Origin of the sequence: Aequorivita sinensis (assembly GCF_006346335.1) — a bacterium.
In the GTDB taxonomy this organism is placed as follows: Bacteria; Bacteroidota; Bacteroidia; order Flavobacteriales; family Flavobacteriaceae; genus Aequorivita; species Aequorivita sinensis.
In genome coordinates, this window is record NZ_VDMC01000001.1 from 536,220 (window position 1) to 557,549 (window position 21,330).

Sequence of the window (21,330 nt, forward strand, 5' to 3'; positions counted from 1 at the left end):
TTTGTTTGGATGAGTAGTATAGAGAATAAATTTTGGGGAGCTTTAGATAGTGTAAGGGGGTATAGAGATATTCGTGATTTAAGAGAGCTGTATCTTTCTCTTGTATTTTTAAAGTATTCAAATGACAGGGCTTTAGCTAATGATTATTCTCCCATAGTTGTTCCTGAAAAAGCACAATGGGATAACCTTTATGCTGCAATTGGCACTCCAGATATTTTTAATAATATAATGAATGCGTTACATGCCTTAGAATATGAAAACCCTATACTAAATAACACCTTTAGTGCATTTGACTTTAGTTATAAATTTAATAATAAAAGTGACTTTAAGTTTATAAGTGATATAGTAAAAGAGTTATCAAACTTTGCATATTCAGCAAATAAAATAAGTTTTACAAGTCTTTTTTCAAGTTTGCTTATAAATTTTGCCAAAAATCAAGGTAAAGTTGGAGGGGATAGTATTACTCCTTTCTCAGTGTCAAAATTAATGATTGAACTATTAAATCCAAAAAAAGGTTCCGTATTGGACTCCGCATGTGGTACTGGTGGTTTTTTCCAAAATATAAGCCAATTATATCCCAACGGTAGCTTTCAGTTTTACGGTCAAGATATTAACGCCACAGCCTTGGCAATAGCTAAATTATACATTGCATTTAATGATGACATATCTATTCAATTTAGTCAACCATTTAGCACCTTGTCTAAAGATGTATTCCCAGATTTAAAAGCAGATTTTGTGTTGATGAGCCCACCTTTAAGTCTAAGAACAAAAGTTGATGAAATTAATTCAGAGGATCCTAGATTCAAATTTGGTTTACCTCCAAGATCAAACGCAAACTTAGCTTGGATACAACACGCTATCTATCATTTAAATAAAAATGGAAAAGCTGCAATATTACTTAATAATAACTCCCTAACTTCAGGTGGAATGGATAGGGAAATTAGAAAGAAGATTATTGAAGCTAATGTTGTTGAAGCTATAATTACCCTGCCTTCCCAGTTACTCACAAATACGAGCATTCCGGTAAGTATTTGGGTGTTAAATAAGAATAAACCTAGAGGAAAGGAGGTGCTCTTTATTGATGCGTCAAATTTAGGCCAAATGCTGAATAGAGCTCAGCGCGAACTAAGTAATGAAGATATTGATAAAATAGTTTCCCTATTCAAAGGCTGGCAAGATGGTGGCATTGAGAAAACTAATATCATTGGCTTTTCAAATTCAGTTCAATTAAATGAAATAGCTGAAAATGAGTATTCATTAGCCCCAACAGAATTTATACGTCTTCCAGAACTTAGTGACATAGACTTAAGTAAGGCGGTTAAATTAAGTCATGTTTTAGATGTTGTTAGACCTTCTAGATTAGATCATAAAGAAATTTATAGACAAATTAGTATAAAGGACCTGTCTTCAAATATAGATTCTTACTTATTAGATCCTGATGTGTTGGAAAAAGGCAAAGCAAGAAAAGGATATCACCTCCTTCCAGAAAATGTCCTTTTAATATCTAGACTCGGCGATAAAATAAAACCTACGTATTATAAATTTAGCAATCATAAACTAGCATTTTCTAGCAATGGGATATATTTATTTAAAGTTGACACTAATTTAGTGCTGTTGGATTACCTAATAGCCGAATTACATAAGGAGTACGTTCAAGCACAATTAGAGAGCTTTAGAAGGGGCGCGGGTATTCTTATGATAACTCGTAAAGACTTATTAAAGGTTAAGGTTGTAATACCCAATTCAAAAGAAGAACAAAAGGAAATATTTGAGAAAGAACGTGAAATTCGTTTTCAAAAAGTAACTAGAGAATTAGGCTTTGAAAATGAGATTACGAAGCTTAAGGAGGCACAATTTGATGATTTGGGCTCTAAAAAACATAATATATTACAGCATCTTAATAACGTAAAGACATCTGTTGATATATTGTCTAAAATGATGGAGGTGAGTAATGGGGTTTTAAGAGCTGATGAAGTAATTGATGCTAAACGAGGAGTTACGGTGCAAAAGAGATTTTTTCGCCTACAAGAAAGTTTAGAAAAAGTCATTTATTATGTAGATAATATTACTAATGAAATATCACATGATAATGCAGAGATTTTTAACCCTATAGAATACTTGAATGTGTGCAAAGAAAGAGGGGTTCAAAATGATTTATTTTCGATAGAAATTATTGTGGAGAAGGAAACATTTGGAGGTGCTGAGCCCCTTATTAGTATATCTAAAAATGATTTTGAAGAAATCTATAATAATTTATTAGAAAATGCCATTAGTCATGGGTTTATTAATAAAAGTAAGGTTTACAATTTTAGAATAACCATTTCGTATATCGATAGGTTTTTGGTAATTAATTTCACGAATAATGGCAAGCCCTTTTCTAAGGGTATTGCGAATAAAATACATGTTAAAGGAGAGAAGGCGGGAATTACTGGAGGTACAGGTATTGGCCTATGGAAAGTAGCGGAAATCGCTAAGCATTTTAATTGTAAATTAGAAGTTATCGACGAGCCTGAAAGTGAATTTCCCGTTGGCTTTAAATTTCATTTTAAACTTGAAACATTATAAAACATGAAGAAGTACGAGGTGTTATGGATAGATGATCAAGCAGATGATCAAGAGGCTTTTTCAGAATATGCGAGTCGTTTTGAAGGAATAAACCTAACATCGTTTAAAACAGCGAAATTAGGTATAGAAGAATTACACTTAAATATTGAATATTATGATGCTGTAATTTTAGACGCAAAAGGATATGACGAATCAGAGGATGAAAAGACCAGTTTTTCCGGTTTAAATAAGGCTATTAAAAAAATTAATAGTTTATCCCATATTAAAAAAATCCCGTATTTTATTTTCTCTGCTTACCTAGATAAAAAGGAGCACGCAAGTATTAGAGATCTGCTTTCTGACGAACAAATATTTCTAAAGACACTAGATAATGAATCTCTTTTTAAAGCTTTAAAAACGGCTGCCGACCAACAAGAAGTCACACAGTTAAAACATAAATACCACAACATATTTGCTATTTGTGAGGAAAAATATTTGGGGGTAAAACAATTTAAAAGGGTGCTTCAAGTCGTTAGAGATATAGAAAGTCCGGAAAATATATCGAATCAACAAGACGCCTTGTCTCCTATGCGTAAAATTTTAGAAGCATTATTTAAAAAATTAACCAATTTAGGTTTAATTCCAGATGAAATTCAGAATGGTATGGGGAAGATCAATGGAGCAAGTATTTTTTTAGCTGGGAAAAATGATAATTATACATACCATCAAGAGTTAATAAACCCTGTTATAGCAGAAAAGATACGGCATTTATTAGGTTTAACTCAAGATGCAGCTCATGATGAAGGTAATAAATTGGGAGTGGATACTTATTTAAGTAAGACATCAAACACATATTTATACCAATCCCTTTGCTTTTCAATGTTAGAGCTTTTAGACTATATGAAACCATTCATTGACAACAATTCTGACAAAGCATTAAACCAATTAAAATGGGAAATGGTACAGTCAAAATCCTTTTCTTCTAATGAATGGATTCCAGGAATTATTTCTAGGATTGCGGCTAATAATTACGGAACCTTTCAACCTGAAGATGGGGGTAACACTTTAACGATTATACCTGAAAATATATTAAAATATGCTTTACTAGAAAATCAAAACATACAAGTTACAACTAAGCAAAGTCCTTGTGGAACCAAAACATATATAGATGAAATTAAACTAGTAGAATAACTCTGCAGTCACCCTGCACACTTCAAACTTACATTTGTTTTATAATCATAAATAACTAAAGCCATGAATACAAATGTAAAATGTCCTAATTGTAAAGAAGTCTTTAAAGTAGATGATAGTGTATATACAGACATCGTTAAACAAGTACGTGACCAGCAGTTTCAAGACGAATTAAATAATCGTTTGGAGTCTGCCAATAAACAAAAACAAGCAGCTCTTCAGTTAAAAGAGTCTGAATTAAAAATAGTTTTCCAGCAACAGTTGGCAGAAAAACAGAGTGAAATTGAAGCTTTAAAACATAAAAGCAAATCAGAATTAGCAGATGAGGTATCTAAGCAACAAGAAGTGATAAGGCAGTTACGGTCGAAGATTGATAATGCAGAACTGCAAAAACAAATAGAGCTTCAAAAGGCTGTAAATGATCTCGAAAAACAAAAAGATCAGCTTATCAACGATGTTAAGCTTAAAGAAGCTGAAAAAGAGAACCTGGAAAAATCTTTAAAGGAAGACTTCAGACGAGATTTAGACCACAAAGAAAAAGAATTACAGCTAAAGAACGAGGAAATTGAACGTCTTAAGGACTATAAGCAAAAGCTTTCAACTAAAATGCTAGGAGAGACTTTAGAGCAACATTGTGAAACAGAGTTTAACAAGCTAAGAGCAACAGCATTTCAAAAGGCTTATTTCGAAAAAGATAACGATGCGTCTAAAGGGACTAAAGGGGATTATATCTTCAAAGAGCTGGATGAAAACGATAATGAAATCGTTTCAATTATGTTTGAAATGAAGAATGAAAACGACCTAACAGCTTCCAAAAAGAAAAATGAAGACTTCTTCGCCAAGTTAGATAAAGATCGTAGAGATAAAGGCTGTGAATATGCTGTGTTAGTTTCTTTATTAGAAACAGATAATGAGCTCTATAACACCGGAATTGTAGATGTATCGTACAAGTATGAGAAAATGTATGTAGTGCGTCCTCAGTTTTTTATACCTATCATTACATTATTAAGAAATGCTGGAATGAAGTCTTTACAGTACAAGGCCGAATTACAACTTGTGAGAAACCAAAATGTAGACATTACTAATTTTGAAGAAAAAATTAACGACTTTAAAACTGGCTTCGCAAGAAACTACGATTTAGCGAGTCGTAAGTTTAAAACCGCAATTGATGAGATTGATAAAACAATGAATCATCTACAGAAAACTAAAGATGCTTTGTTATCATCTGAAAACAATTTGCGTTTGGCAAATAATAAAGCAGATGATTTAACTATTAAGAAGTTAACACATGGAAACCCAACTATGAAGCAGAAATTTGATGAGTTGAATTAGCTTCTTAAAATGATAAATTAATAAGATTTATGAAAGAACTTTCCCAAGTCACTAAAAACGTAAAATCCTACTCCCAATACTCCTATTGGCTAAACGAAGAAAATGGGAAATTGATAAAGGGTAGGTTACGCGGAACCTCCTATCATTTCCCACACGGAAACAGGGTTTTTGATAAAAACCGAAATATAATTGCGCAAGGAAAAGCTAGGTTTATTTATAATGAACACAACAACTTAATAGAAACCTATTCTGGTGATGATTTAATTAGCACCCGGACTTATGACGCCAATCAAAATTTGTTGAGTATTACTGACGTTAGCGAGAGACCACTCGGACATAACAGAACCTTCAAATACGATGACAAAAATTGTGAAGTGGAAATGTCAGAAACTAATCATCAGGGAGAATTACAAGAAAAATGGATTTCTGAATATCACTATAACAATATCATTAAAGAATTTAAGGTTTATATTAAAAACGGTGCGACTATGAGTTTAAAAAGCCACACCGAATTTAATGAGAGAGGGAATGTCATTAGCCACAAAGATAGGAATGGTTATGTAACCAAGAACACAATCGAATATGATAGTCTAGGAAACGAATTAAAGTTTATCGTTAAGGACGAAAATGAAAACATATCACGCGAAACAACAAGCAAGTATTTAAAAGACACCGGCAAAAGGGTGTTTTATGAAGACAGGTTTTTTAATCCAGATTACACTTATACAAGCTTAAGTATATTTGAAGATAATCGTCTAATACAATCTATTACTCATAATACAAAAGATGACAAAACCACAATTAGCACCTACAACGCTAAGGGAGATATATTGGTGGAACTAAAACAATCAAAAGTCGGTTTATATAAAAAAGAATATAAATATCAATATGATGAATATGGAAACATGACAGAATTAAGATATTTCGAAAACAACAAACCAGTCCTAATCCTCGAAAGAGAAGTTGAATATTTTGATTAAATACACTTAAAGATTCAATAAAACAAAATACATGCGGAATCCCGTATAAAATATAGTACTATAACCAATACCTTTATAAAATTAAACAAAATATATGATTACCGGAGAAACAAAAAGTAAAATAGATAGAATTTGGAATGACTTCTGGACAGGAGGAATATCCAACCCATTAACTGTAGTGGAACAGTTTACCTATCTGATTTTTATAAAGCAATTAGATGATAAGCAGATTCTAATGGAAAAGCAGGCCAACCTTTTAGGGTTGCCTATTGAAAAACCTATATATACCAAGGAACAAAGCGCATTGCGTTGGTCAAATTTTAAAAATAAGGACCCAGAAGTGATGTTTGATTTGTTTACAAAGCAACAGCGGGAGCTTAATGATATTACAGCTTTCGACTTTATGAAAACTATTGGCGCTGAAGGTGGTGAGTTTGCGCGGTTTATGAAAGGAGCAATTTTCATGATTCAATCGCCTAAGTTATTGGATAAGGTGGTGCAACAAATAGACCAACTGCCATTAGATAATAGAGATACTAAAGGGGATCTTTATGAGTATATGCTTTCTAAAATTGCGGAAGCAGGTACTAACGGACAGTTCCGTACGCCACGCCATATTATTAATATGATGGTGGAAATGACCCAACCTAAAAAGGATGATATTATTTGCGACCCAGCATGTGGAACTGCGGGATTCTTAGTGAGTGCAGGAGAGTATATTTATCATAACCACAACGACTGGTTTCAAGACAAAACCTTTAGAGAACATTTTAATACCAAGATGTTTAACGGGATTGAGTTCGACCCGTCTATGTTGCGTATTGCGGCTATGAATATGCAATTGCACGGTATGGAAACCCCAGTGCTTATTGGTAAAGATGCACTGAGCGAAGCGAATGCTGATATAGAAAACGAATACACCTTAATTCTAGCAAACCCGCCTTTTAAAGGAAGTTTAGATTATGATGAGGTAGAAAGTAGCTTACTGCAAACCACCAAAACCAAGAAAACAGAATTGCTGTTTTTGAGCCTGATGCTACGTACGCTTAAAGTAGGAGGGCGTGCAGCAGTTATTGTACCAGATGGTGTTTTATTTGGTAGTAGTAATGCCCACAAAAGTATCCGTGAGGAGTTGATAAATAACCAAAAATTGGAAGCAGTAATCTCAATGCCTTCCGGAGTGTTTAAACCTTATGCTGGGGTGAGTACTGCTGTGATATTCTTTACCAAAACCAATTCTGGTGGTACAGATAATGTCTGGTTTTATGATATGAAAGCCGATGGGTATAGTTTAGATGACAAACGTTCTGAGATTAAAGAAAATGATATTCCTGACATCATAAAACGCTTTAAAAATTTAGAGGGAGAAGCTGATAGAGCTCGTACAGACCATAGTTTTATGGTGCCTTTTAAGGAGATTAAAGAGAACGATTGGGATATATCAATTAATCGCTATAAGGAAATTGTTTACGAGGAAATTGAGTATGATGCACCTAAATCTATAATTGATTCTATTAAAGAATTTGATAAAAAAAGGCAAGTAGCATTAACAACTCTTGAAAAATTAATAAACTAAATGAAAGAGGTTTTATTAACAAAAATTTGTAGTCCAAAACAGTGGAAAACTATATCTGCTAAGAACCTTAAAAAGTCAGGTTATCCAGTATATGGTGCAAATGGGAAAATAGGATTTTATAATGAATATACACATGAAAATTCAACTATACTAATTACATGTAGGGGAGCGACTTGTGGAACTATAAATATTTCTGAGCCATTTTCTTATGTAAATGGTAATGCAATGGCATTAGATAATTTGTCAGATGAAGTTGATATGTTTTTTCTTAAGAATTATTTAGAATTTAGGGGCTTAGATGATGTGATTTCTGGTTCAGCTCAACCTCAGATTACTAGACAGAATTTACAGAAACTTAAAATCCCGCTTCCTCCTCTAGAAACCCAAAAAAAAATAGCGGCCATTCTAGATGAAGCGGACAAACTTCGCCAACTAGACAAACAACTCATTGAAAAATATGACGCCCTTACACAAAGTCTATTTTTGGATATGTTTGGGGATCCTGTGACGAACCCAAAGGGATGGGATTATGAAAAGCTTGGGTTAGTAACTAATATGAAGGCAGGTAAGTTTGTACGGGCTTCAGAAATTCATTCAGATTATGTTGATGAGCTTTATTTATGTTATGGAGGAAATGGATTAAGAGGTTTTGTTAATTCATTTACGCATGAAGGTGATTTTGTTTTAATAGGTAGACAAGGAGCATTGTGTGGAAATGTGAAAATTGCCACTGGTAAATTTCATGCAACTGAACATGCGATAGTGTGTACTCCTAAAAAGAAGTATAAAACTATTTGGCTTTACTATTTACTTGACTTAATAAACTTAAACAGGTTTGCAACTGGAGCTGCTCAACCGGGACTTAATGTTAGCACTTTAAATGAATTGGAGGTTATTTTTGCTCCATACGAGCTTCAAAATCAATTCGCAGAACGTGTTCAAGCCATAGAGTCCCAAAAAGCCCTGGCTCAAAAAAGCTTAGAAAAAAGCGAGGAATTGTTTAATAGCTTGTTACAAAAGGCTTTTAAAGGAGAGTTGGTATAAGGTTAGCAAAGTTTATTTAGAATTTTATAGCTAACCAAACAAAAGATATTATGGGTTTTTAAAGATTTTAGTTAAATAATGATTGGTTTAATATGATGGTTTATAGTGTATTCTTACTATTTTAGTTTTTCTAACTAGAGTTATGCAAAGTAATTTTCAATTCATAAAAGAAGATTTCCCTGAACTGTTTAAAGAAGCGGTTGAGGCGGAAAAATACGTTTTTAAGGCACCTAAATATGCCGCGTTACAGTCTAGGGTGGTTTTAGAACTAACATTAAACTGGCTATACGATAACGACCCAGATTACGAAAGACCTTATGATACCACTTTAGCAGCTTTAATGTATCATGAAGATTTTAAAAATGATATAAAAGAATCCTTTCTTAATGAGTTAACCTTAGTTAGAAAAATAGGCAATAATGCGGCGCACGGTAAAAGAGTTAATAACAGGGAAGCACTAATTTGTCTTAGAAGTATCTTTAGATTGCTCTCTTTTGTTGGTATTAACTATAACGAAGAAAGCCCAGATATTCCACCATTCAATGAGGCATTAATTCCTACAGGTGAACTTAACGATAAAACGGTAAAAGAGCTTCAGGAGAAATCGGAAGCTGTTGAGAAGTTATTAGCAGAGAAGAAAAAACAACTTGAAAGAACACTCGAACTTCAAAAGGAAAACGACCTACTACGATTACAAGTTCAAAAGCAAGAAAATTTACTAAAAGAGCGAAAAGAGGAGCGTCAGGTTGAAGTTGATTTTGAAGAGAAAATCCCAGAGTTAACATCAGAGATTGAAACTCGTAAATTATTCATTGATGTATTGCTTAAAGAAGCAGGTTGGGATAATCTAAAACTACATAGGGATTTAGAATATAAAGTGACTGGAATGCCGCAGTCTGTAAATCCTTCTGGCATTGGTTATGTAGATTATGTGCTTTGGGATGATAATGGCATGCCATTGGCCGTTGTAGAGGCTAAAAAAACACTACACAGTCCTAAAAATGGTAAGCACCAAGCATTCTTGTATGCTAATTGCTTAGAGGCTATGACAGGGCAAAGACCTATCATTTTTTATACTAACGGGTTTGAAACACATGTATGGGATGATACTTTTTATCCTGAACGGGAGGTTAGCGGATTTTATACCAAGGATGAACTTCAGTATTTAATAGAGCGCCGAAGCACTCGAAAAGATTTAAGAGATTTTCAAGTCAATAGAGATATTGCTGGCCGACCATATCAGCTTGAAGCCATAAAAAGAGTTGCTGAAGCCTTGGTAACAACAAGCCAGAATGAGCTTAAAGGAAGAGGCAGAAAAGCTTTATTAGTGATGGCTACAGGTAGTGGTAAAACAAGAGTATCAGCTGCTATTGTAGATATGTTAACCAAAAGCAATTGGGCTAAACGCGTGTTGTTTTTAGCCGATAGAAATGCTTTGGTCACACAAGCCAAAAATGCTTTTAAAGAACATGTTCCGCATTTAAGCGCTATAGATCTTACAAAAGAAAAAGAGGATAACGGAACGCGATTAGTGTTCTCTACTTATCCAACCATAATGAACCGAATAGATAGTCTTAAAAATGAGGATGGTCGGTTTTATGGTCCAGGACATTTTGATGTGATTATTATTGATGAAGCGCATAGATCTGTTTATCAAAAATACCGAGCAATTTTTGAGTATTTCGATGCTATTTTAATTGGATTAACGGCTACGCCTAAGAAGGATATAGATCAAAACACCTATTCATTATTTAATATTGAAGATGATAACCCAACTTATGCTTATGAACTTAATCAAGCTGTTCAAGATAAGTTTTTAGTGCCACCAAAGGCTATTAATGTGCCTGTGAAATTTGTCCATGAGGGTATAAAGTACAGTGAGCTTTCAGAAGAAGATAAACTAAAGTTTGAAGAAACTTTTGCAGATGAAGTTTCAGAAGATGATGAAGATATAGAAATTAGTAAATCTGCTATAAATTCATTTTTGTTTAATAATAAAACAATTGATGATGTCCTAGATTATTTAATGAATAACGGGATTAAGGTAGAAGGTGGAGATAAATTGGGGAAAACCATCATTTTCGCTAAAAATCATAAACATGCTGTATTTATAGAAGAGCGTTTTAATAAAAACTATCCGGAGTATTCAGGAAAGTTTTTACGGGTTATCGATAATTATGAATCTAAAGCCCAGGATTTACTTGAAAAGTTCTGTGAAGATAAAGTAGAGTTAGAACCACAAATAGCTGTGTCTGTAGATATGATGGACACGGGTGTAGATGCACCAAGAGTGGTAAATTTAGTGTTTTTTAAACAGGTAAAGTCCTATGCTAAGTTTTGGCAAATGATTGGTAGAGGGACGCGATTAAGACCTGATTTGTTTGGTCCTGGCATGGACAAAGAACACTTTATAATATTTGACATTTGTGATAACTTTAGCTTTTTTAATGAGTTTCCAGACGGAATTAAAGGAACAACCACTAAAACCTTATCTCAAAAAGTATTTGAAGCCAAATTAAATATAATAATGGCTGTTAGAGATAATACCGAGTCAACACCCGAAGAGGATGAGTTGGCCGAGAATTACACCAACCAACTTCATGAAATAATTAGTAGTCTAGACCAGGAAAGATTTGAAGTTAGAAAGCACTGGGCGCTTGTAACTGAATTTAGCAGTCGTGATCGTTGGAATAATTTAAGTGTTGGCGATGTGCTTGATTTAAGTGCTAACCTATCTGGATTGGCACCATATAATGAAGGTGATGATGAGCTCGCCAAACGATTCGACCTCATAGCGCTTAACTTACAACTCATGATTCTCTCAGGGAATAAGAAGGGAGAAGAGGTTTACGTGAAACAAATTTATGGGATAGCACATAGCTTGGAAAAGAAAAGAAATATTCCAAAGGTTAAAGAAAAACTACCATTGATTAGACAGATCCAAGAAGTAGAATTTTGGAAGAACACCAATGTAAATGTGGTTGAACATATTAGAATAGAGTTAAGAGACTTACTAAAATTTATAGAGAAACAAGAAGTTAAAACTGTCTACACCGATTTAGCAGATGAAATTCAACTACATAAAGTGGCTGAGGTGGATATAATGCCAACGTATTCAAGGTTAAAAAGTTATAAGGACAGGGTAGAGGCATTTATACGTAAAAATAAATCTCATTTAGTAATAGATAAACTTCATAAAAATATTCCTATCACTCCTAAAGAATTAGAGTTGTTAGAATCGTTTTTGTTCAATGACGAATTAGGCACAAAAGAGGAGTACGAAAAGGAATACGGCGCTCAGCCTCTAGGTCAATTTATTAGAAGTATCGTAGGCTTAGACATTGAAGCTGTGAATAAGCTATTTTCAAATTTCATTGAAGATAAAAACCTAAAGCCAGTACAAATTACATTTATTCAAACCCTAATTAATTACCTCAATAAAAATGGTACTCTAGAGAAGCAGCTTCTAACGCAACCGCCATTTAACGAGGCTAGTGATAATGGTATTATTGGTTTGTTTGATGATAATAAAGTTCGTGAAATAGTTTCAATAATTGATAGCGTGAATAATAATATAGGTTAAATTATTAAACCAATTAAATCATCTGTGCAGATTCAATGCATAGTTGTGTCGTATCATTGCAGTATTAATCTTTAAAACTGTTTGTATGACTGCATATCAAAATTTTTGGGACTCTGAGATAGAAACTCTTCTTAAGCAATTAGACGCACCACAATCTCTAGAAGAGAATATAGTGGACACATTAAATAATGCCAGAAGAACCGGTATTTTTCCAAATCAAATAATTAATGCACTTCGCATTGGACTTTCTGTAAAAGAGGGCAACCAAAATATGGCATTTGTTGCATCTATGCAGAGCGGGAAATCCGGAACAATCTATTTTTTATGTAATTATGTCTTGCCCGCAATAGGATTAATCAAGGAGTATGAATCTATACTGTTTGTAACTAGTATGAGAGATACTGATTTATACGAACAAAACTGTCGCGTACTTGAACGTGAATTTTTTGATTGCGTTACTGGAGACAAGAAACCTTCGGTTTTGAAGGTTATGAAAATGAGTGATTTCTTTAATCACCCTAACCCGCATAAAGTGGTTAATGAATATGATGTGCAGTTAATTGTTCGTGATGAGGATCAGTATGGTTCTGGTATAGAATCTTCCTTCGAGTTAGCATTTTTTTCAGAATTGAGATGTCGTATTCCAGATATTAAACTTTTAGCTGTTAGTGCAACACCATATGATATTTTGGATGCTCATTTTACAGGTGCGTCTGATGTAGATGTAATTGTTGGTGTTCGACCACCAGAATACTACGGAATTTCTGAAATGTTAGAAGATAATGTTATCGAAGATATACCTCAAGGCTTTAGACCAATACAAGCTCAGGATGTTGATGGTGAAAAAGTTTACAATATTCATCCCAAAACGATAGAGTATGTAAACTACTTAAACACTTTTGATAGTGGATTAGGTATAATTCGCGAGTCCAATACCTCGAGAGCAACTGAATTAAGAAGGTTATTACGCGATAAATATAGGAAAGAATGCACTACAATTTTGATTGGCTCTGATCCGACTTGTGATTTTAGTATAAATGAGGGGATAAAAGAGCTTTCAGATTTAATACTGAAAAGAGGTCAAAGAGTTGTTTTAATTATCGTGCAAGCACTAACGGCTGGTAAAGATTTGGGTATTCTTAAAGAGAAAGTGCGTTTTGGTATTGAGCCACGAGATAAGCAATTAGCAAATGGAGCTCAAGGAATTACAGGTCGTTTTTGCGGATATCATAACAACCGAAATTTTAAGTTAATGGGTAGCCTTGGGCTATTAAAGCATTATGCACAATTTGAACAAGATTGGGAGATTTTCGCAGATGAAGAATGGCGTAATACTCTCTATAATGAAAATGTGAAAGGTTTAAGCACGCATACTAAGTTTGTGAAAATGCAAGCAGAAGGTTCATTTATACCAGTGAAGGACATAGATACCTTGTCTTATGAACAGATGTTAACAGAGGAAGGGCGTGAAAAATTATCGATTATTGATGATGAGGCATATCACCGTTTATTAGATTATTTTGAATCACACTTTTATGATGTTTCTACAAAAGGAACACGCTTTAACCAAAAAGGTGTAACAGTTCGTATTGCATCGGGATATAATCAATCCAGCAATCGTGTATATAAAAACTGGAATTGTACGCTAGACTCCGATTTCGGTAACATTTTTTTCAAAAAGATTCCATATCAATATGGAATCTTGATTAGCAACTATCCAATTGATGATGAGCGCAATACTCTGGGATTTACTGGGGTAAAGATTATTCAGTCTGGTAAGAAAGAATGGCGTAGTCAAGCAACTAGTGTTCAGAATGGTTCGATGTATGGTAAGGATAATGATGCTGAATAAAAATACTGAAGTGTTGAGTGTAATGTTTAAAATTCATCTGGGTCAAATTAAATTGATCCAGATGAATTTTTAAAAGGTTACTTAGTGAGGAACTCTTTCCAGCTATTATAATAAACAAATTGAAAGTAAACGATTATGGTACTATTCTAGTGAATTTTTTCTGAAAATATCTTCAATATCACAATTGTACCATTCACTATCTTTTAGTTGTGTTTCTGTTTTTCGATATGTCACACCAAATATAGTAGCTTCTATATTTAAGTTCAAGACTGATGTGTAAACCTAAATTATATCACAGCAAATTCATGTTTCAATAAATAACGACCTCTATAAGTTTATTCTATAGCCGTTGATAGTGTTTGAGCCTTGGTAATTTCAACGTTAAAAACCTCTTTAAATTTCTGAATAAAAACTTCATACAGTTGGTTTTCGTCTACTTTCCCATTTAATTCAATATTCATTGAAGTTACGCCTTTGTCCGTAATTCCACAGGGAACAATGTTTTTAAAATAAGATAAATCGGTGTTAACATTCAAAGCGAGTCCGTGAATGGTTACCCATCGGCTACATCGAACGCCGATTGCACAAATTTTACGTGCTCGATACGTTTCAGGTTCTATCCAAACTCCTGTGTATCCCTTTAGTCTTTCTCCTTTAATTCCGTATTCCTGAAGCGTTTGAATAACAGCTTCTTCTAGATTTCTAAGGTAGAGGTGAATACTGCTTCCAAATTTTTCTAAATCCAAAATCGGATAGGCTACAAGTTGTCCTGGCCCGTGGTAGGTAATATCGCCCCCACGATTCGTGGCATAAAATTCAATTCCGTTTTTTTCGAGTTCTTCTTTTCTGAATAATAAGTTCTCTGGATGCCCGCTTTTCCCTAGGGTATAAACGTGTGGATGCTGACAAATCAACAAAGTATTTTCAACTTCATCCGACTCATTTGAGCTAGCTTTCTTCGATACCGCTGTTTTTAATAATTCTTCCTGAATATCCCACGCATCTTTATAAGCAATGGTGCCCAAACTTTTTAATTTAACTTGATTCATAGCCTTAATAATGGTTAAACTTCATTGAAGAATTTAGAAATTAAGCTTTTTTAGCCTGAGCAGCTCTCCAAGTGTTAATTCCGTATCCCGGAATCGTTTGTTTTTCACTGTGGTAAGAAGATCGAATCATCGGTCCGCTTTCCACATAATCAAATCCCATTTTATATCCTTCATCTCGTAGCTGAAGAAACTCTTCAGGTGTTACAAATCGTTGAACAGGTAAGTGTTTTTGTGACGGTCTTAAATATTGACCAATGGTAATAATATCACATCCCACTGATCTAAGATCGCGCATGGTTTCTAAAATTTCATCAAATTCTTCTCCCAATCCCAACATAATTCCGGATTTGGTGCGCATTCCATTTTCTTTTAGATATTTAAGTACAAAAAGGCTTCGATCGTATTTGGATTGCGGACGAACACTAGGAGATAACCGTCGAACGGTTTCTTGATTATGAGACACCACAGTAGGAGCTTCATCCACAATTCTTTGTATACTTTCCTCAACACCTTTAAAATCTGGAATTAGAGTTTCCAAAGTTAGGTTGGGGTTCATTCTTTTTACAACGCGAATGGTATTTGCCCAAGCTGTTGATCCGCAATCTTCTAATTCATCCCTATCAACCGAAGTAATTACAGCGTGTTTTATTTTCATTTTTAAAATGGCTTCTGCCACGCGTTTGGGTTCTCCAACATCTATTGCATCGGGACGACCAGTATTTACATTACAGAATTTGCAAGCTCGTGTGCAAGTGTTTCCAAGAATCATAAAACTCGCTGTACCCGCATTCCAGCATTCGCCGATATTCGGGCAACCTCCACTTTGACAAATGGTGTGTAGTTTATTGTCGTTTACAATACCTCGAACTTTAGTGAAGTTTTCTCCAGAAGGAAATTTTACTTTTAACCAAACTGGCTTTCTTTTAAATTTCAAAGCTTGTTCTCCTTCTTCTCTAGAGTCCTTTAGTTGATCTTGAATGGAATTAGGTGATGTACTCATTTTCAATATTTATTTTTCGGCTAATTTAAAATATACAGATTGATTTCTCTCGAAAAACCTAACAGATTTTACTTAAGAGTTTTTCAACTGCATTCACATTAAAAAAACTGTAACCGGGTAACAGAAGGTATTCTTTTAAAAATACCTAAGGCGTTATAGAACAATGAGCTGTTGCTAATCAGAATTTTGTTTAAAGCAAATATTTATATTGTGAATAGATGTGCTTTTATATTAAAACAGTTTTAGGGATTAATAGGTAGAGATAAAATATTAAAATAATTTTTTTATGTAAACCAATGTTCTAGCTATTAGAATAAAAAAATCCTCAGAACGTGCCTGAGGATTTTAATTATGTTAAAAATAGAATTACTAAAAATTCAATTTATTTTTTGATTACTCTTTTAGTTATCATTCCTTCAGCAGAATGAATTGCTAGGATGTAATTACCAGTTGAGAGATTACTTGCTGAAACTTTTGTAGATTTTCCGTTTAATTTTCCACTAGAAATCAAAGCGCCAGAGATATTATAAATTTGGTATGAATCTAACTCTAGTGTAGAAGAAACTGTAAATTCAGAATCAAAAACAGTAGGATATACGCTTACTGCAGTTGCATCAAAATTGTTGTTTTGAACACCTAAAACAAAGTTTAATACAGGGTAGCCTTCATTAACGCTTGAATCGATAGCCCAAGGTGCTTCAGGAGAACCTGCGTTTAATAAATCTACTGTTTCAGCAGACTTCATTTCGGCTGTAGTAAGTGCAGTAACGTCTGGAGTAACTGGAGGCCCTTGAATTCCACCAACGCCCTCTGTCATTCCAGAAGACTCTGTGTCGAAATACAAATTTTCAACTACTATTTGACCAAATAATCCAATTGATCCACCTGCATAATCAGGCGCTGTTACTGTTCCAGTAGAATATGCATTTTTAATTATTAATCCATTGTCTCCACCACCAATAAGACCACCTGCGCGTTCTACGTTAGCAACCACATTAGATCTTGAATAACTGTTGTCTATTGTGCTAGTTCCTGAAAATCCAAAAGGATAAGAACCAACTAAACCACCTGATAGAAGATCTGCTGTTACCGTACCTTCAGAGTAGCATTCAATTACAGCAGAAGCATCAAAACCTGTCCCAGCAAGACCACCTACTTGAAGCGTACCTGTAACATTACCAATTGCGTGACTTTTAGTGATAGTAGAGTTCGTTAAAAATCCACCAACTAATCCACCAGTTGTATATTTTCCAGTTACGTTTACGTTAATAGCACTACAATTTGTAATTGATCCATTGTCGTAAAGGTTGGCTACTAAAGACCCTGTATTATCATCGCCAATTACATTTGCAGTGTCAATATGAATATTTGAAAAAGAAGCACTTTGAGTATGTCCAAAAAGTCCTGCCATTTCCTCTTCTGGCATATTAACCCACAAATTGCTTATAATATGGTTGTTTCCTTCTACAGTTGCAGAAAAAGGAATTTCAAATTCAACACCAATTGGAGTCCATAAGTTCCCATCCAAATCGATGTCTGCACCAATTATAATAGTTTTACTATCAAAAGAGTTTCCGTCTGCAACCAATTGAGCTAAACCAGCTAACTCTTCTGCAGTAGCAAGTGTAAATTCATCTTGTGCAGAATCGTACCAACTTGTATCAGCAAGATCGCTCCAAGATGTTGTAGGATAAGTTTGTGCTTTGGCAAAGGTTGTGAATGCCAAAAATAATACTAAAAAGATTTGTAGTTTTTTCATCATTTAAATTAAGGGATTTTCCGCAAATCTATTATAAAAATAACAAACTCAAATATTTTTAAATAGCTGTAATGATAAGCGATAACACGCGTTTTATTGCCTTTTTAATGAATAATAAATACTTTCAATAGGAAAAATGTTAATAAAGTAATTAGTAGTATTAAAATTTAAGTGTATTGTGTAGAATGATGTAAATGAAAAATAAAGCCCTTTTCTTTAAATAATTTATTAAACCAATTGTTAAACACCTAGAATTAGTAAATATATCTAAATATTTGAGTTGAGAATATAAGCGTATTCTTCTACATTATCTCTATATTTGGCGTAATACCATAATTATTATCCCCAATGTCAGATTTTTGGCTTTATTTTAATCTAGGTCTAAACCATGTTTTAGATTGGCGAGCGTACGACCACGTTTTATTTTTAATAGTGCTTAGTGCGGCTTATACATTTTCATCTTGGAAAAGGCTGCTAATTTTGGTTACTCTATTTACCATAGGACACACGCTATCGTTAGTATTAGTAAATTATAACGTGATAAGTGTTTCAAGTAGTGTTATTGAATTTTTAATACCAATAACTATTTTGGTGGCGGCTGTTTATAATTTGATTACTGCCAAAAAGCATAAGAAAAACGATAAAATGACTGTTTTTTATGTGCTGACATTATTTTTCGGATTAATACACGGATTGGGTTTTGCAACATTCTTTACTGCATTAGAAAGTGAAGGAAAACTACTTCCACTATTACAATTTGCCTTAGGTATTGAGGCGGCTCAAATAATAGTTGTAATAGTCTTGCTGATTTTTGCGTTTATTTTTCAAAGTATCTTCCGCTTCAATAAACGCGATTGGATTTTGGTTTTATCTTCAATTGTAATAGGAATGGTAATCCCGATGCTGGTTGATAATTGGATTTTTTAATAGAAGGGACGCAGCACTATAGAGAAAAGGGAAGTAAAACAGAAGTATAGCTTGACGTTTTCAAAATTCAACGGTGTTGATTCACATTTAACACAGCACTTTTCTTAATTGATAACCTTCTCGCTCTTCGGTTCTTTTTGCAACAACTTAACATTATTTTTTTTGGTAGTAGTGTAACTTCCTGCTAATTTCGCTATCTATTTAAATGTATGAAAGACAGTAAACAACGTAAATATGATATTGCCTATTTAAGGATGGCAAGAGAGTGGAGTAAGTTATCTTATTGTAAGCGTAAACAAGTTGGTGCGCTTATTGTTAAGGATAAGATGATTATTAGCGATGGCTACAATGGTACTCCAACAGGTTTTGAAAATTGTTGTGAAGATGATGAAGGCTTAACAAAATGGTACGTATTACACGCCGAAGCTAATGCAATTTTAAAAGTAGCTTCAAGTACACAGTCGTGTGAAGGCGCAACGCTATATATTACTATGTCGCCATGTAAGGAATGTAGTAAATTAGTTCACCAAGCAGGTATAACAAGAGTAGTATATTTAAATGAGTATAAAGATAATGCTGGCATAGCTTTTTTAGAGAAGGCGGGAATTAGCATTCAACATATTCCAGATTTGGAAACAGAATAATGACAGACAATAATCCCACAAATTTTAGTAAACACAAAAAATACTTACCACTGTGGGTTGGATTAGCACTTGCTATTGGCGTATTTATTGGTTCAAAATTCAATTTTGGAGACAAAACTGAAAAAATATTTGCAACTAGTTCAAAAAAGGATAAACTTAACAGACTTATAGACTACATCGACTACGAATATGTAGATAATGTAAACACAGACAGTATTGTTGATGTTACAGTAAATGGAATCCTTGAAAACCTTGACCCTCACTCGGTTTATATTCCGAAGAAAAGCTACGCACACACTGCCGATGATATGCGTGGAGCCTTTACAGGGATAGGTGTTAGTTTTTACATCTATAAAGACACTATAGCTGTTATAAGATCAATTACAGGAGGGCCAGCTGAAAAAGCGGGTATCAAAGGTGGTGATCGTATTCTGTATGCCGATGGGAAAAAACTCTTTGGCGAATTAATTAATCGCGACAGTATATCTAGTTATTTAAAAGGAGAAATAAATAGCAAAGTCGCTTTAGATGTTTATCGTCCAAGCGAAAAGAAAATCCTTGATATAACTGTACGAAGAAATAAAGTGCCGCTTATTAGTGTTGATGCTTCGTATAAAATAACAGATGATTTAGGTTATATAAAACTCAACCGTTTTTCTGAAACTACTTATAAAGAGTTTGAAGGGGCTTTAGAAAAATTAAAAGAAGACGGTGTATCTAAATTGGTTTTAGACCTTCGTGATAACCCTGGTGGGTATATTTCTACTGCAGAAAGAGTAGTAGACGAGTTCTTGGAAAATAACAAGCTTATTCTTATCACAAAAAATAAAAGTGGTGATATAAACAAAACCTACGCTTCCCGTCGCGGCGAGTTTCATCATGCAAAAATTTATGTTCTAATTAACGAAAATTCAGCTTCGGCAAGTGAAATTGTAGCTGGTGCACTCCAAGACAATGATAAAGGTGTTATTGTGGGGAGAAGATCGTTTGGAAAAGGCTTGGTGCAACGCGAAATGTCGTTAGGCGATGGAAGTGCTGTACGACTAACAATTGCACGCTATTACACTCCTACTGGCCGCTCTATACAACGTCCTTATGGCAATGGGAATGATAATTACTATAGCGATTATGAAAAACGCTACCGAAATGGTGAGTTGATTCATTTAGACAGTATTAAAGTTGCCGATTCTTTAAAGTATACGACTCCTAAAGGAAAGGTTGTTTATGGTGGAGGGGGAATAATACCAGATGTGTTTGTCCCTAAAGATACAAGTGTGGAAAATGAAACCCTACAATACGTTTCAAAAAGTGGGTTTATGAGCTATTTTATTTTTGAATATCTCGAAAAGAACAGAGCTCAATTTGAAGGAATGAACTTTGAAGATTTCAGAAATAATTATCAGGCTGATGATAGTTTATCTACTGAATTTATTGAATACGCTCGACTTAACGAAGCGCAGATAGATTTGTCTAACTATACTGAAGAGCTAAAAAGATTATTAAAAGCAAATATTGCGCAACAGTTATATGGTCCTAATCAATTTGAGATTATTCTCAATGAAGCAGATCCTATGCTACTTAAAGTATTGGAGTTAGAAGCAGCTGCTAATTCTTCAGAAAAAGAAGAGTAAGATTATTTTTTTACCTTAGAAGCTATCTTCTTAGATATCAATAATATACCAAGTAAGATAAAGGAGCACATTCCAGCTAATATGCCGAATACCGCAACTGAGCTATCTCCCACAAGGATGTTGTCGAACTCTAATTTTGTAGCGTTAAAAATTATCAAGGCAAATGATAAAGCCATCAAGATGTAGATAAATACTTTCATAGTAATATTTTATTGAAT

General features: G+C 34.0%; 15 protein-coding genes. 11 read left to right on the forward strand and 4 right to left on the reverse strand.

The window, feature by feature from the left end; translation table 11 throughout:
• The first annotated feature begins 9 nt into the window (after positions 1-9).
• The 8 genes from FHP04_RS02460 to FHP04_RS02495 all read left to right on the forward strand — a co-directional run bounded on the left by FHP04_RS02460 (position 10) and on the right by FHP04_RS02495 (position 14,102).
• Positions 10-2,565 carry an N-6 DNA methylase gene (locus FHP04_RS02460; protein WP_139854244.1) on the forward strand — a complete coding sequence of 852 codons (2,556 nt, stop codon included), beginning with the start codon at positions 10-12 and terminating at the stop codon, positions 2,563-2,565.
• Between the two features lie 3 nt (positions 2,566-2,568).
• Positions 2,569-3,735 (forward strand): hypothetical protein, encoded by a 1,167-nt coding sequence (locus tag FHP04_RS02465; protein WP_139854245.1) that lies wholly within the window; start codon positions 2,569-2,571, stop codon positions 3,733-3,735.
• A 63-nt stretch (positions 3,736-3,798) separates the two neighbouring features.
• A complete protein-coding gene (locus tag FHP04_RS02470; RefSeq protein WP_139854246.1) occupies positions 3,799-5,067 on the forward strand; it encodes a DUF2130 domain-containing protein in 1,269 nt (422 codons plus the stop codon).
• Between the two features lie 29 nt (positions 5,068-5,096).
• The gene (locus FHP04_RS02475) at positions 5,097-6,047 is read left to right on the forward strand and encodes a hypothetical protein (RefSeq protein ID WP_139854247.1); all 951 of its coding nucleotides are present in this window, start codon (positions 5,097-5,099) and stop codon (positions 6,045-6,047) included.
• Positions 6,048-6,141: 94 nt separating this feature from the next.
• The gene (locus FHP04_RS02480) at positions 6,142-7,623 is read left to right on the forward strand and encodes a type I restriction-modification system subunit M (RefSeq protein ID WP_139854248.1); all 1,482 of its coding nucleotides are present in this window, start codon (positions 6,142-6,144) and stop codon (positions 7,621-7,623) included.
• Complete coding sequence (locus tag FHP04_RS02485; RefSeq protein WP_139854249.1) at positions 7,624-8,667, forward strand: restriction endonuclease subunit S; 1,044 nt, start codon at positions 7,624-7,626, stop codon at positions 8,665-8,667.
• 142 nt (positions 8,668-8,809) lie between these two features.
• On the forward strand, positions 8,810-12,250 hold the full coding sequence (locus FHP04_RS02490) for a DEAD/DEAH box helicase family protein (protein WP_139854250.1): 3,441 nt from the start codon (positions 8,810-8,812) through the stop codon (positions 12,248-12,250).
• A 391-nt stretch (positions 12,251-12,641) separates the two neighbouring features.
• Positions 12,642-14,102 carry a hypothetical protein gene (locus FHP04_RS02495; RefSeq protein WP_139854251.1) on the forward strand — a complete coding sequence of 487 codons (1,461 nt, stop codon included), beginning with the start codon at positions 12,642-12,644 and terminating at the stop codon, positions 14,100-14,102.
• A 335-nt stretch (positions 14,103-14,437) separates the two neighbouring features.
• Here FHP04_RS02495 and lipB read toward each other — a convergent pair whose 3' ends face one another.
• From lipB to FHP04_RS02510, 3 genes are all read right to left on the reverse strand, one after another.
• Positions 14,438-15,151 (reverse strand): lipoyl(octanoyl) transferase LipB, encoded by a 714-nt coding sequence (gene lipB, locus FHP04_RS02500; RefSeq protein WP_139854252.1) that lies wholly within the window; start codon positions 15,149-15,151, stop codon positions 14,438-14,440.
• Between the two features lie 40 nt (positions 15,152-15,191).
• Entirely contained in the window at positions 15,192-16,151 is a 960-nt protein-coding gene (gene lipA / locus FHP04_RS02505) for a lipoyl synthase (protein WP_139854253.1), read from the reverse strand.
• A 382-nt stretch (positions 16,152-16,533) separates the two neighbouring features.
• Positions 16,534-17,913, reverse strand: a complete 1,380-nt coding sequence (locus tag FHP04_RS02510) for a T9SS type A sorting domain-containing protein (protein ID WP_139854254.1) — start codon at positions 17,911-17,913, stop codon at positions 16,534-16,536.
• Between the two features lie 345 nt (positions 17,914-18,258).
• Here FHP04_RS02510 and FHP04_RS02515 point away from each other — a divergent pair, with 345 nt between their 5' ends.
• From FHP04_RS02515 to FHP04_RS02525, 3 genes are all read left to right on the forward strand, one after another.
• Positions 18,259-18,837, forward strand: coding sequence for a HupE/UreJ family protein (locus FHP04_RS02515; protein WP_139854255.1), 579 nt, complete (start codon positions 18,259-18,261; stop codon positions 18,835-18,837).
• A gap of 209 nt (positions 18,838-19,046) precedes the next feature.
• Complete coding sequence (locus tag FHP04_RS02520; RefSeq protein ID WP_139854256.1) at positions 19,047-19,481, forward strand: deoxycytidylate deaminase; 435 nt, start codon at positions 19,047-19,049, stop codon at positions 19,479-19,481.
• Positions 19,481-21,112, forward strand: a complete 1,632-nt coding sequence (locus tag FHP04_RS02525) for a S41 family peptidase (RefSeq protein ID WP_139854257.1) — start codon at positions 19,481-19,483, stop codon at positions 21,110-21,112. Before FHP04_RS02520 ends, FHP04_RS02525 begins: the two co-directional genes overlap by 1 nt.
• Before the next feature lie 2 nt (positions 21,113-21,114).
• Here the strand turns inward: FHP04_RS02525 and FHP04_RS02530 are convergent, their stop codons facing one another.
• Positions 21,115-21,312, reverse strand: coding sequence for a hypothetical protein (locus tag FHP04_RS02530; protein ID WP_139854258.1), 198 nt, complete (start codon positions 21,310-21,312; stop codon positions 21,115-21,117).
• Positions 21,313-21,330 lie beyond the last annotated feature (18 nt).